At 62.4% G+C, this 11,815-nt stretch carries 12 protein-coding genes and 2 pseudogenes; 9 read left to right on the forward strand and 5 right to left on the reverse strand.

Annotated features, from left to right (window positions below):
- Positions 1–12: 12 nt before the first annotated feature.
- A complete protein-coding gene (locus ACO6VM_RS16985; RefSeq protein WP_401060525.1) occupies positions 13–1,998 on the reverse strand; it encodes a TonB-dependent receptor in 1,986 nt (661 codons plus the stop codon).
- Between the two features lie 27 nt (positions 1,999–2,025).
- On the opposite strand from ACO6VM_RS16985, the gene ACO6VM_RS16990 reads away from it, so the two are divergent.
- Positions 2,026–2,319: a hypothetical protein gene (locus tag ACO6VM_RS16990; protein ID WP_401060523.1), complete on the forward strand. Its 294-nt coding sequence runs from the start codon at positions 2,026–2,028 to the stop codon at positions 2,317–2,319.
- Positions 2,320–2,398: 79 nt separating this feature from the next.
- Here the strand turns inward: ACO6VM_RS16990 and ACO6VM_RS16995 are convergent.
- Positions 2,399–2,494: pseudogene (locus tag ACO6VM_RS16995) on the reverse strand (hypothetical protein); the annotation flags it as partial.
- A 54-nt stretch (positions 2,495–2,548) separates the two neighbouring features.
- On the opposite strand from ACO6VM_RS16995, the pseudogene ACO6VM_RS17000 reads away from it, so the two are divergent.
- Positions 2,549–2,653: pseudogene (locus ACO6VM_RS17000) on the forward strand (ABC transporter permease); the annotation flags it as partial.
- Between the two features lie 62 nt (positions 2,654–2,715).
- Here the strand turns inward: ACO6VM_RS17000 and ACO6VM_RS17005 are convergent.
- Together ACO6VM_RS17005 and ACO6VM_RS17010 are read right to left on the reverse strand one after the other, a co-directional pair.
- Positions 2,716–4,125, reverse strand: coding sequence for a hypothetical protein (locus ACO6VM_RS17005; protein WP_401060522.1), 1,410 nt, complete (start codon positions 4,123–4,125; stop codon positions 2,716–2,718).
- A 384-nt stretch (positions 4,126–4,509) separates the two neighbouring features.
- On the reverse strand, positions 4,510–5,532 hold the full coding sequence (locus tag ACO6VM_RS17010; RefSeq protein ID WP_401060520.1) for a zinc-dependent alcohol dehydrogenase family protein: 1,023 nt from the start codon (positions 5,530–5,532) through the stop codon (positions 4,510–4,512).
- Between the two features lie 209 nt (positions 5,533–5,741).
- Between ACO6VM_RS17010 and ACO6VM_RS17015 the strand changes: the two genes are divergently transcribed.
- The 7 genes from ACO6VM_RS17015 (at position 5,742) to ACO6VM_RS17045 (ending at position 10,819) form a co-directional block, all read left to right on the forward strand.
- Entirely contained in the window at positions 5,742–6,656 is a 915-nt protein-coding gene (locus tag ACO6VM_RS17015; protein ID WP_125858860.1) for a LysR family transcriptional regulator, read from the forward strand.
- Between the two features lie 474 nt (positions 6,657–7,130).
- Positions 7,131–7,412, forward strand: coding sequence for a hypothetical protein (locus ACO6VM_RS17020; protein WP_322360473.1), 282 nt, complete (start codon positions 7,131–7,133; stop codon positions 7,410–7,412).
- A gap of 111 nt (positions 7,413–7,523) precedes the next feature.
- Positions 7,524–7,667, forward strand: coding sequence for a hypothetical protein (locus tag ACO6VM_RS17025; RefSeq protein ID WP_322360474.1), 144 nt, complete (start codon positions 7,524–7,526; stop codon positions 7,665–7,667).
- A gap of 95 nt (positions 7,668–7,762) precedes the next feature.
- Complete coding sequence (locus ACO6VM_RS17030) at positions 7,763–7,894, forward strand: hypothetical protein (protein ID WP_401060516.1); 132 nt, start codon at positions 7,763–7,765, stop codon at positions 7,892–7,894.
- Complete coding sequence (locus tag ACO6VM_RS17035; RefSeq protein WP_401060515.1) at positions 7,891–8,664, forward strand: endonuclease/exonuclease/phosphatase family protein; 774 nt, start codon at positions 7,891–7,893, stop codon at positions 8,662–8,664. Before ACO6VM_RS17030 ends, ACO6VM_RS17035 begins: the two co-directional genes overlap by 4 nt.
- Entirely contained in the window at positions 8,661–9,860 is a 1,200-nt protein-coding gene (clsB, locus tag ACO6VM_RS17040; RefSeq protein ID WP_401060514.1) for a cardiolipin synthase ClsB, read from the forward strand. The genes ACO6VM_RS17035 and clsB overlap by 4 nt, the downstream gene beginning before the upstream one ends.
- Positions 9,860–10,819 carry a lysylphosphatidylglycerol synthase domain-containing protein gene (locus tag ACO6VM_RS17045; RefSeq protein ID WP_401060512.1) on the forward strand — a complete coding sequence of 320 codons (960 nt, stop codon included), beginning with the start codon at positions 9,860–9,862 and terminating at the stop codon, positions 10,817–10,819. The genes clsB and ACO6VM_RS17045 overlap by 1 nt, the downstream gene beginning before the upstream one ends.
- A 25-nt stretch (positions 10,820–10,844) precedes the next feature.
- Here the strand turns inward: ACO6VM_RS17045 and ACO6VM_RS17050 are convergent, their stop codons facing one another.
- Positions 10,845–11,111: a hypothetical protein gene (locus tag ACO6VM_RS17050; RefSeq protein ID WP_422403566.1), complete on the reverse strand. Its 267-nt coding sequence runs from the start codon at positions 11,109–11,111 to the stop codon at positions 10,845–10,847.
- Between the last annotated feature and the right edge of the window lie 704 nt (positions 11,112–11,815).

Below are 11,815 nucleotides of genomic sequence, written 5' to 3' on the forward strand. Positions count from 1 at the left end.
AGGCAGCCGCGGTCAGAACCTGAAGTTGGCCGTCAGCTCCGCCGAGCGCCCCGGTGCGACCGTGGCGAACAGGCCAACGTGCGAGGCATCGTAGATGGTCTCGTCGGTCAGGTTGAGCACGTTCAACTGCAGGTCGAGGTTCTTGTTGACCTTGTAGGCCACCATTGCGTCGTAGCGCCAGTAGTCATCGATGCTGACGGTGTTGGCATCGTTCATGTAACGCTGGTCCATGTAGTTGGCCCCGGCGCCCACGGTCCAGCGGTCGGTCAGGTCATAGGACGACCACAGGCTGAAGCTGTTCGGCGCAATGAACTTGGAGCGGTTGCCGTCGTTGCTGCCATCGCCGCCCGACTTCACCACTTCGGCATCCAGGTAGGTGTAGCCGCCCCAGACCGCCCAGGCGTCGGTGATGCGGCCGGTGACGCCGAACTCGATGCCGGTCACGCGCTGGTCGCCGTCCAGGGCCACCAGCCCGCTGATCGGATCGGTCACCCGCGCATTGGTTTTCTCGGTACGGAACACCGCGGCGGTCAGCGACAGCTGCTCGTTGAACACATCCCACTTGGTCCCCAGCTCGACGCTGCGCGACTTTTCCGGGTCGAGGTTGGCCTTGTTGCCATTGAGGTTGCCGGCCCCGGCACCGTCGGCGCCGCCAGACTGGGTGTTCTCGCCCGAGGGGTTGGACGAGGTGCCGTAGGACAGGTAGATGCTGCCGTTGGGCATTGGCTTGAACACCACGCCCACCTGGTAGTTCCACAGCTCGCTCGACGACGAGGCGCCGCCCTCGACCCGGTTCTTGACGTCGTAGTCGTCATAGCGCAGCCCGAGGTTCAGGTCCCACTGTTCATGCAGCGCGAGGGTGTCGAAGGCGTACAGCGACTTGACCTCGGTCTGGTATTTGCTGGTGACCTCCCCGGTACCCGGCAGCAAAGTCCAGCCACCGTCGTGCGGGTTGGGGTTGTACAGGTTACCCGGGCGACCGTTGTTGCCAGCGTGCTTGTCCTTGTCGGTAATGGTCTCGCGGCTGACTTCCAGGCCGGCGGAATAGCTGTGCTTGATGCCACCGGTGTGGAAGGTGCCGAACAGGTCGGTCTGGTTGAGCACCGAGGTGTTCACCACGTTGCGTGGGCGGAAACCCCGGCCTACCAGGCCGTTCTGCTCCTGCGCGACGTTGGCGAACACCGGGCGGCTCATCACGTAGTTCTGCATGCTGCGCCCGCCGCGCAGGGTGTTGCGCACGGTCAGTTGCGGGGTGAACTCATGTTCGATCAGCAGGGTGGCCAGGTCGGCGGAGGTCTTGCGAAAATCTCGGTCAACCAGCCCGTAGAAGTTGTCCCGGTCGACATCCGCAGGTTTGTTGGTGATCAACGAAATCGGGTGGCCCTGGTCGGGAATGTCATCGGTTTCCTGGTGGTAGTAGCTGGCCGTCACCCGCGTCGGGCCCTGCAGGCCCCAGGTAATGGTCGGGGCGATGCCCCAGCGCTTGACCTCGACGTCATCGCGGCCGGGGGTATCGGCTTCGTGCTTCATGGCGTTCAGGCGAAACGCCAGGTCCTGCTCGGGCAGGTACTGGTTGATGTCCAGGGTATTGCGCCACAGTTGGTCGGTACCCATGGTGACGCTGCCGGCGATGAAGTCCTCGGCCTTGGCGGCCTTGCTCACGAGGTTGATCGAGCCACCCGTTGAGCCCCTGCCGTTGTAGGCCGAGCCCGGCCCTTTGACGATCTCGACCGACTCCACGTTGAACGCCTCGTGGGACATGCGGCCAAGGTCGCGCAGGCCGTCGATCTGGATATCGGTACTGGCTTCGAAGCCGCGGATGAACGGCCGGTCGCCCAGTGGCGTGCCGCCCTCGCCTGCGCCCAGGGTAATGCCTGGGGTGGTACGCAGCACGTCGGTCAGCGAGGTGGCGCCGCGCTCCTTGATCAAGGCTTCGTTGATGATGGTGATCGACTTGGGCACTTCGCGCAGCGGGGCGGTGAACTTCGGCGAAGACATTTCATCCACTTTGAACGTCTCGGCCTGATGAACACCTTTTACATCAGTCGCCTCAAGTTCAAGGATCGAGCCCGCCTTGGTTTTGCCGGCATCGGCGGTTTGCGCCAGGCTCGCGGTCGAACAGGATGCCAGGGCCAGGCCGAGGGCCGTATAAAGATGTGGGGATTCCGCGCGGCGGGTTGTTGGAGTGCTTGCCATTTGATTGCCATCACCTATGAAATGATGCGCAATCCTATTTGCGATAATTTATTGAACAAAGTGCATTTACAAAATTTACGCCAAGTAACTTCATATTTCGCATATCAAGTTACAAAAGTTTAGTTACATATATTTGGTTACACTTAACGTCACATATCAGAGCAGTTGCGGCAAGGCTCTCACCGGCAAGCTGCCCAGGCTGTCACGGCTGGAACATGTCCAGCGCCTGCTGGTAGACCGACGTTTGCACATTCATCAGCCCCAACACCCAGTGGAACAGGTTGTCATGCGACAACTCGGCCCCGCTGCGCTGCGCCATACAGCCCGAGCCGCCGCCGCACTGGCGGTGAAGGCCGGCATGATGACCGGCCAGACCCTCGCCGGGCAATGCCCCGCCGAGGCCGTGCGCTACCAGATCATGATCATGTTCCTGATCGCCACGGCATCAGCGCTCGGCTGTTCTCGCCGGCCCATCAGTTCATGCTGTTCAAGCTCTCACCCGGGCCCTGAGCACCGCGCTCAGCCACGCTGCTGGCGCTGTGGGTCAACCTGCTCCTGCGCAGGAAGCGGCAGTAGCCGCAACCACAGGTCACGCCGCACCAGCACCTGGGCCTGCCGGCTGACCTGCGCAGACAGCGTACCGGCGTACAGCGCCCGCAGATGCACCAGCTCCAACCCGCTGACATCCACCAGCCATTGGCTTACCGCCGCCGGGCAAGGGCGCCCCTGCAACGCCCGGTGCAGGTAAGGCAACGCCACCCGCATGCGTGGGTGGCAACGTTGCACATAACGCTCGAGGTTGCGCCCCCGCGCCTCGAACGGCGTGAGCAGCAGGCAGACCAGTTGCTCTTCGCTCACCCCATAGGCCTGGGCAAAGCTGGCCTGCGCCTGCATGCTGTATTCCTCAGGCCAGGCCAACTGGCTCTGGCCCAGGCGCTGCAACAACCCCTGCACGCCCTCGCGATAGCCAAGCAGGCTCACGTACTGCCCACGCAACCCATGCAGATGCGCCAGCGCCAGCGGGTCAAACAGCCCCGCCGGCCCCTGCAGTTGACACGGCAGCATCTCCCGGCGGCCCAGCATGTGTTCAAGCGAGGCCCCATCATCCAGTTGCAGCAGGTCATCCACTGCGACCACACGCAGGGGGCGTACAGCCTGGGGTGGCAGTGCAACCTGCACTGACGGCGCGGGGTCGTCCAGCCGGTAGCGCAGTTGTGCCAGGTGCTGCGTCAGTACACGTGCACACTGTGGCAGGGCCGGTGGTGCGGCATCGCAGGCCTGACTCAGGCAGCGCCGGGCCCAGGCCAGCAGACGACGGCGCTGCCCGGCCGGCACCACCGTGACCAAGGCATCGACGCCACCCTCTGGGTCCGCATCGGTCAGCGCCTGGCTCAGCCCCTCTGCCAGCATCAGATACGCCTGCCCGCCGAGCAGTGCATCGGGCTGCCCACCACACACATGACCGAACAGCAGCCAGGCCTTGCCGGCATCGCCCAACTGCCCGCCGCCACTGGTTTCGCCGGCAATGAACGGTTCCAGTCGCTCACCGTCGCTGAGCAGCAGTTCCACCCGAGGGTCGTCATGCAGGAACAAGGCACTGAAGCAGCGCTCATGGCTGGCCAGCGTCGCGCGATCCAGCCCAGGCGCCCTGGCAATGAGCACGCGCAGGCGGAAGGTTGCATGATGGCGAAGGGCGATGCTCAATTGCGCCGCGCGCAGGTAGGCGAGCAAATGGGAGCTGCGCTGGTCGCCACCGTGTAAAAGCACCAGACGCAGATCAGCGATCTGCGCATGGCCGCCAGCGATCACCAGCAACCGTTGCATCAACAGCTGAATGGAAGCGCGCTGCGCCTGGTTCATATGTTCGAAGATACGTTGCAAGACTTGTTGATAAACAAAGTTCATGGCTTGGTCATGGGTATTGTTCATGTAATCACTCCACCTTTCTGATCGGATCGGATCCAAAAGCAGAGTTTGGCAGATGAATAAAACCCCGATCTTGAAGGAAATTTCCTAAAAACAGGAAAGACAAGAGAGGATTAATACCTCGGTGATTGTCGCTGAGCAGGCTATAGCCCAGTGTCGCTGCACCCTGTGGTGGCTGTCATTGGCCTGGCACAAACATGCTGACAAACCGAAACATAAAAGTCATGAATAACCAGGACAAAGAACACTTTATTGAAGTTGCAGTGAGCTAACTAGCAACATCCACTACAACTTCCGCAAGTAATCCTAAATCACCGTAGGACACATCCGAAAAAAAGCCCGAGACATTGCTCGGGCTTTTTTCATGATGGCAACAGTCGCTGGCAATCAACTCACCGCCATGTCCAACACCACACGCCCCCCACACGGACATTCGTCCATATGGCGATGGGCCGCGACCACCTGGTCGAACGGATACACCTTGATGATCTGCGGGGTCAGCAGTTGGTCGGCGGTGAACTGGTTGATGTCACGCAACGCACGCTGCAGGGCGACCTGGTCCTGGGCGATGCCCAGCTCTGGCTTGCCGGTGAAGTTGCCGATGCAGTGCACATGGAACTGGATGTTCTTCTGGAACGCCGCGCACGCCGGGAACGGCGTCTGGTTGCCACCCTGCAGGCCATACAGCACCAGGCTGCCGCGCGGCGCCAGCACGTCGCCGAGCAGCGACATCTGCGGCCCGCCCATGCCGTCGAGGACCATGTCCACGCCACGGCCGTTGGTGTACTTGCCGACCTGCAGGACCAGGTCCTGCTCTTCGGTGACTATCACCTTGTCCGCGCCCAGGCCGAGCAGGTATTCACGCTGCTCCGGCTCCTTGGTGGCGGCGAACACCTTCAGCCCCAGGGCCTTGCCCAGCTGCACGAAAGCCGGCCCTGCGCAGTGGCTGGCATCGGTGACCAGCGCGGTCTGGCCGGCCTTGGCCCGAGCCAGGTCGACATAGGCGAAATACGCGATCAGCAGCGGCGTGTAATGCACGCTGGCTTCGATCGGGGTCAGCACATCGGGGTAACGGGTGATGGCGCTGCGCGGCAGCACGATCACATCACCATAGACAGGGTGATCATTGGGGCTGGTGGCCGGGAAGCTGGCGACCCGGTCGCCCACCGCAATGTCGTCCACCCCTTCGCCAACCGCCATGACCACACCGGCCATTTCATGGCCGATGCCTGCCGGCAGACGTGCCTGGGAAGGCGCCAGGTTCTGCCGCCAGAGCACGTCGTACCAGCTGATGCCGATCGCCTCGACGCGCACCTGCACCTCGCCGGCCGCCGCGGACGGTTCGGCCTGCTCTTCGCAAAGGAGCACATCGGCCTGGCCGAATTTGTGGAAACGGATCATGCGGGACATCGCATACCTCGCCTGTGTGAATCTCGTATTACCACGGACTTTATCCGGGCTTTGCGCTTTGGGCCATCAGTGGCCGTTAATAGTCGACATGCCTGTCATTGATTGGGCCCCAGGCAAATCTGCGCATTGGCTCCCACAAATCGGTGCAGGGTAACAGCCTTTGGCCTTAAGATTCACCCCTGCCCCAACTGACTGGCGAGCCGCATCGAATGAATCGTAACGACTTGCGTCGCGTAGACCTCAACCTGCTGATCGTGTTCGAAACCCTGATGCACGAACGCAGCGTGACCCGCGCCGCCGAAAAGCTGTTCCTCGGCCAGCCGGCCATCAGCGCTGCGCTGTCGCGCCTGCGCAGCCTGTTCGACGACCCGCTGTTCGTGCGCACCGGCCGCAGCATGGAGCCGTCGGCCCGCGCCCACGAAATCTTCGCCCTGCTCTCGCCAGCCCTGGACTCGATCTCCACTGCGGTCAGCCGCGCCGCCGAATTCGACCCGGCCACCAGCAACGCGGTGTTCCGCATCGGCCTGTCCGACGACGCCGAGTTCGCCCTGCTGCCGCAACTGCTCAAGCGTATCCGCGCCGAGGCCCCCGGCATTGTGCTGGTTGTTCGAAGGGTCAATTACCTGCTCATGCCAACGCTGCTGGCATCGGGTGAAATCTCGGTGGGCGTGAGCTACACCAGCGACCTGCCCGCCAACGCCAAGCGCAAGGTGCTGCGCCGCAGCATGCCCAAGTTGTTGCGCGCCGACAGCATGCCCGGCAGCATCAGCCTCGACGATTTCTGCGCCCGGCCCCATGCATTGGTGTCGTTTGCCGGCGACTTGTCCGGTTTCATCGATGAAGCCCTGGACGAAATCGGCCGCAAGCGCCATGTGGTGCTGGCGGTACCGCAGTTCAACGGGCTGGGGAGTTTGCTGGCGGGGACCGACATCGTCGCCACGGTGCCGGACTACACCGCGGATGCACTCACCGCCGCTGGCGGGTTGCGGGCTGAGGACCTGCCGCTGGAGGTGCGCAGTTTCGAGTTGCACATGGCTTGGCGCGGGGCGCAGGACAATGACCCTGCGGAGCGCTGGCTCAGGTCGCGGATACAGATGTTCTTCGGCAGCGACGAGAACATGTAAAGACAACATGGGCGTATTCGAGTAGAGCAGGTTGACGCCACTCAATGGCGATCCATCACGTGCAAGCCTGCTCGAACGAACCGTGTCATCGACATCGTGGGATTCACCCGCCATATGCAGCGGCAGCCAAAGGCGCAGCGCTCAAAACTTGGCAACAACCTGGCCAAGCGCCATGTGGTCTTCAAGGTCAGTCAGGCTATTACTTTTCCGACGCGTCACTGCCCGGTGTCGCCGAATCATGCTCACCCATCTGCTGATAATGCTTGCGCAGCGCATGCGGTGAAACGCCCGTAACGCCGGCAAAGTTCCGGTTTTCTCGCACCCATGCGCTGCTGTTGTTCACCCGCTAAATGTTCGCCCGGAGGTCCTTCAGGCCCTTGGTCCGAAAACCCGCGAATATTTGCAGTGCGCTGACCGCCTGCCCAGTCACAACTGCACACAGACCTTCCTGTGTTCGACCAGAGGTAAGCCATCATGGCTAATAATCAAGACAAGGGCGGCGATCAAACCCGTAGCACTGACACCAACGCAGGTCAGCAAGGGGGACAGGGCTCGGCTGGCGACATGACCGACCGCCAGAAAGGCGGCCAGCGGCCAGAAGACAAGACCGACAAGGATTGGGCGCAGTCCCAGGATACCGGGCGACAAGGCGGGCAATCGGTTGAGCAGCCTGAGGAAAGGGAAAACCTTTCCGACACTGGAAAAGCCGGTGGCCAACAGCGCGACCAAGGCCCGGGCATAGACAAGGAGCGCTGATTCCGAAGCGGTCCAACCAGGGCGACAAACGTTCGCCCTGGGAATCGCATTGAACAGCTCCTGTACCGGTGGATTGGAAGGCAGCTAAAGCCCTTTACGAGGAGTCAGAACATGATCGATCCCAATCATCCAGATCCTTATGTCGATGAAGTGCCGCTCGATCCCGGCGAACAGCTACCCACGCCTGCCCCGGAACAAGAGGCACCCGACTGGCCGGAGGGCCAGGTGCCACCAGAGGAACAATCCGACGGATGACAAAACCCGCCCCAGCGCCACTCGTCAATCCTGCTGAACCCTCTCGTTCCCCTGCCAGTCGCTACTGATGAGTACTTGAACACAGGGGGCTTATGGTGAGCGAGATCCGTATTGGTATTGCCGGTTGGCGCTGTGGCCCTTGGCGCAAGGACTTCGACCCCGAGGGGCTACGCCAGGACGACGAGTTGGTGACCGAGCCAGGGGTCGAGCCGCAGGAGCCACTATGAACGGGACCCTGCCCGCCCCCCGCTGCATCATCGACAAGAAGACCGCCGTGCATCACCTGACGGTACTGACCCTCAATGTGCACAAGGGCTTCACCCTGTTCAACCGCCGTTTCATCCTGCCGGAGCTGCGCGAGGCGGTCCGCACTACTGGGGCCGATCTGGTCTTCCTGCAAGAGGTGCACGGCAGCCACCAACAGCATGCCGAGCGCCATCCGACCTGGCCGACAGCACCTCAGTACGAGTTCCTTGCCGACAGCATGTGGCCGCAGTTCGCCTACGGGCGCAACGCGGTCTATCCCCATGGCGACCATGGCAACGCCCTGCTGTCCAAATTTCCGATCCGCACCCACGACAACCTCGACGTCACGATCCATGGCAACGAGGAGCGTGGCCTGCTGCACTGCCGGCTCGAAGTACCCGGCCATGAGCAGGTGCACGCAATCTGCGTGCACCTGGGCCTGCGCGAAGACCATCGTCAGCAGCAGGTCGATCTGCTGCTGGCGTTGCTTGACAGCCTGCCGCCGGACGAGCCGGTCATCGTCGCCGGCGATTTCAACGACTGGCGTCTGAAAGCGGATGCGCGGCTTTCGGGCCATCTGGTCGAGGCCTTCGGCAAGCCGGCACGTAGCTTTCCCGCCCGCCTGCCATTGCTGCGCCTGGACCGCATCTACCTGCGCAATGCACAAGCTTGCCAGGCACGTGTGTTGTCCAGATACCCCTGGTCACATCTCTCCGACCACGCCCCGCTGGTGGCGCAGGTGACGCTATGAAGCAGCCCTGGTGCGACGGCAACCACGTCGAATTGCTGATAAACGGCGAGCAGTACTACCCGCGCGTGTTCGAGGCCATGGCCCAGGCACGCGAGGAAATTCTCCTGGAAACCTTCATCATCTACGACGACAAGGTCGGCCAACCTTTGCGCCAAGCCCTGATCGACGCCGCGCAGCGCGGGGTAAGGGTCGAGGTGGCGGCGGACGGCTACGGCACCGCCGACCTGCCTGAGGATTTCATCTCCTCGATGACCGAGGCCGGGGTGCGTTTCCATTCGTTCGACCCACAACCACGGCTGGCCGGCATGCGCACCAACCTGTTCCGCCGCCTGCACCGCAAGATCCTGGTGATCGACGGGAAGCGTGCCTTCATCGGTGGCATCAACTACAGCGCCGACCACCTTGGCGACTTCGGCCCGCAGGCCAAACAGGACTATGCGGTGGAGGTCGTCGGCCCGGTGGTCGCCCAGGTGCACGCCTCCACCTGCCGGATGCTCGCGCCAGTGCTGGAAAACGCCAACCGGGTCGAACCGACCAGCGCCGCCGGCTCGGCCAGGGCCCTGCTGGTGGAGCGTGACAACTGTCGCCATCGTAACGATATCGAGGTCTGTTACCTGCAAGCCATCCGCGAGGCCAGGCAACGCATCGTAGTCGCCAACGCCTACTTCTTCCCTGGCTACCGCCTGCTGCGCGAACTGCGCAACGCCGCCCGGCGCGGGGTCGAGGTGACGCTGATCCTTCAGGGGCAACCAGACATGCGCTGGGTACGCATGCTCTCGCGGCTGCTCTACAACTACCTGCTGCGCGACGACGTGCGCATCCACGAATACTGCCAGCGCCCGCTGCACGGCAAGGTGGCGTTGGTGGACAACGACTGGTCCACCGTAGGCTCGAGCAACCTCGACCCGCTGAGCCTGTCGCTCAACCTCGAGGCCAACCTGATGATCCGCGACCGTGCGTTCAACGAATACCTGTACCAGCATTTGAGCGAACTGAGCCGCGATCACTGCAAGAGCGTGACGCTGGAGCGCATGGTGCGCGGCTACTGGTGGCGCGCACCGTTGATCTTCCTGGGCTTCCACATCACCCGCTATTTCCCGCGTATCGCCGGCTGGTTCCCGGCGCACCGGCAGCGCCTGCAGTCGCTGCAAACCGACAACGAGGCCCCGGCCGATTACCACGGGGGCAAGACCTGATGGCCACTGTACGCTGGAAGACCTGGGGCAAACGCCTACTGACCGTGCTATTTCTGGTGTTGATCCCGGTATTGCTGTTCACCCTCGCGCGTAACCTGGACTGGAACGAAGTCCGCCATTCGCTGCTGGCCTACCGGCCCTCGACCCTGGCCATGGGGTTGCTGCTAGCCCTGTGCAGCTACCTGGTATTCGCCAGCTACGACCTGCTCGCCCGCGCCTATACAGGCCATCAACTACCAGCGCGCCAGGTGTTACCAGTGGCGTTCGTCTGCTACGCATTCAACCTCAACTTCACTACTTGGGTCGGCGGCGTGGCCCTGCGTTATCGCCTGTACAGCAGGCTGGGTCTGGATACCCCGACCATCACCCGCATCCTCACCCTGGGTCTGTTGACCAACTGGATGGGCTATCTGCTGCTGGCCGGCACGGTGTTCGCCCTCGGTATGGTCAAGCTGCCGGAAAGCTGGGCGGTGGGCGCCGGCGGCCTGCGCCTGATCGGCGTGCTGATGGTAGCGGTCGCGTTGGCCTACCTGTTCGCCTGCGCCTTCGCCAGACGGCGCACATGGGACCTGCGCGGGCACGAAGTCACCCTGCCGAGCCTGCGTCTGGCGTTGTGCCAGGTGGCCTTGGGCGCAAGCAACTGGGCGCTGATGGCAGCGCTGATCCACCTGCTGCTGCCACCTGAGCTGTTCTATCCCTCGGTGCTGGGTGTGTTGCTGATCAGCTGCGTGGCGGGCGTGGTCGCCCATATCCCAGCGGGGCTCGGCGTGCTCGAGGCCGTGTTTCTCGCCCTGCTCCACGGCCAGCTCGGCCAAGGCACGCTGGTCGCCGCGCTGCTAGGCTATCGAACGTTGTACTACCTGATTCCACTGCTGTTGGCGGTGGTTACCTACCTGGTCCTCGAGAAGCGCGCCAAAGCCTTGCGTCGACAGGCCGGGCCGGCCCTCGACAAGCGCTGACGGGCCCTCGGGCCCGGGAGGTACATCATGCGGATTTTTCTGTATATGGCACTGCTGGGCACCTTGGCCAGCGGACAGGTGCTGGCAGACCCACTGAAGCAGAGGAGATACACCCTGCCGCGCGCAGATCGCCGGCGTCCACACGACGCAAGCTGAGCGTTGTGCCGTTGCCGTTGCCGTTGCCGTTGCCGTTGCCGTTGCCGTTGCCGTTGCCGTTGCCGTTGCCGTTGCCGTTGCCGTTGCCGTTGCCGTTGCCGTTGCCGTTGCCGTTGCCGTTGCCGTTGCCGATCAAGAGTTTAGCGCCCTAGCCCGCTAGCGACAGCTAAAGCCAGCCCAGGCGCCGCCCCTAACTTCGCGACTTCAGGAGGCTGAGCGTAGGCGTCTGGAGGGCCCTGGTGCGCAGCACCCTTCGGCGTTAGCCGAAGGCGCGAGATGTAGACTTGCGCAGCAAGTCGGAGGCCGCGCGGGCCCGGAGGACGCCGGAGCGAAGGGACCCGGAGCGCAGCGGAGGGCCGTATGAATGGAGCGAGCGGTTTTTGGTTACTTTTTTCCAAGAAAAAAAGTAACCCGCCGTAAGGGCGGAAAGGTGACTCTGCGTCGACATCGCAAATGAATGCACTTAAATCTATTAAAACCGACGCCGACCGACTTTGACTTTGACTTTGACTTTGACTTTGACTTTGACTTTGACTTTGACTTTGACTTTGACTTTGACTTTGACTTTGACTTTGACTTTGACTTTGACTTTGACTTTGACTTTGAGAGAGTGTGTTTTGAAAACTATGTGCGCATTCATTTACGATGAAGACGCATAGTCACCTTTCCGCCCTTACGGCGGCCTACTTTGGTCTTGGCCAAAGTAGGCAAAGCCGCCTGCTCCCATCATACGGCCCCTGCGCTGCGCTCCGGGGTCCCCTCGCTCCGGTGCCTTCCGGGCCCGCGCGGCCTACGACTTGCTGCGCAAGTCTACATCTCGCGCCTTCGGCTTACGCCGAA

It is taken from the genome of Pseudomonas sp. GZD-209 (genome assembly GCF_049310485.1).
GTDB classification, from domain to species: domain Bacteria; phylum Pseudomonadota; class Gammaproteobacteria; order Pseudomonadales; family Pseudomonadaceae; genus Aquipseudomonas; species Aquipseudomonas sichuanensis.

Excerpts from the sequence above, each read along its gene's own strand:
- ACO6VM_RS16985 (WP_401060525.1), bottom strand. The coding sequence starts at position 1,998 with ATGTCTTCGCCGAAGTTCACCGCCCCGCTGCGCGAAGTGCCCAAGTCG.
- ACO6VM_RS16990 (WP_401060523.1), top strand. The coding sequence starts at position 2,026 with ATGAACACCTTTTACATCAGTCGCCTCAAGTTCAAGGATCGAGCCCGC.
- ACO6VM_RS17005 (WP_401060522.1), bottom strand. The coding sequence starts at position 4,125 with ATGAACAATACCCATGACCAAGCCATGAACTTTGTTTATCAACAAGTC.
- ACO6VM_RS17010 (WP_401060520.1), bottom strand. The coding sequence starts at position 5,532 with ATGTCCCGCATGATCCGTTTCCACAAATTCGGCCAGGCCGATGTGCTC.
- ACO6VM_RS17015 (WP_125858860.1), top strand. The coding sequence starts at position 5,742 with ATGAATCGTAACGACTTGCGTCGCGTAGACCTCAACCTGCTGATCGTG.
- ACO6VM_RS17020 (WP_322360473.1), top strand. The coding sequence starts at position 7,131 with ATGGCTAATAATCAAGACAAGGGCGGCGATCAAACCCGTAGCACTGAC.
- ACO6VM_RS17025 (WP_322360474.1), top strand. The coding sequence starts at position 7,524 with ATGATCGATCCCAATCATCCAGATCCTTATGTCGATGAAGTGCCGCTC.
- ACO6VM_RS17035 (WP_401060515.1), top strand. The coding sequence starts at position 7,891 with ATGAACGGGACCCTGCCCGCCCCCCGCTGCATCATCGACAAGAAGACC.
- clsB (WP_401060514.1), top strand. The coding sequence starts at position 8,661 with ATGAAGCAGCCCTGGTGCGACGGCAACCACGTCGAATTGCTGATAAAC.
- ACO6VM_RS17045 (WP_401060512.1), top strand. The coding sequence starts at position 9,860 with ATGGCCACTGTACGCTGGAAGACCTGGGGCAAACGCCTACTGACCGTG.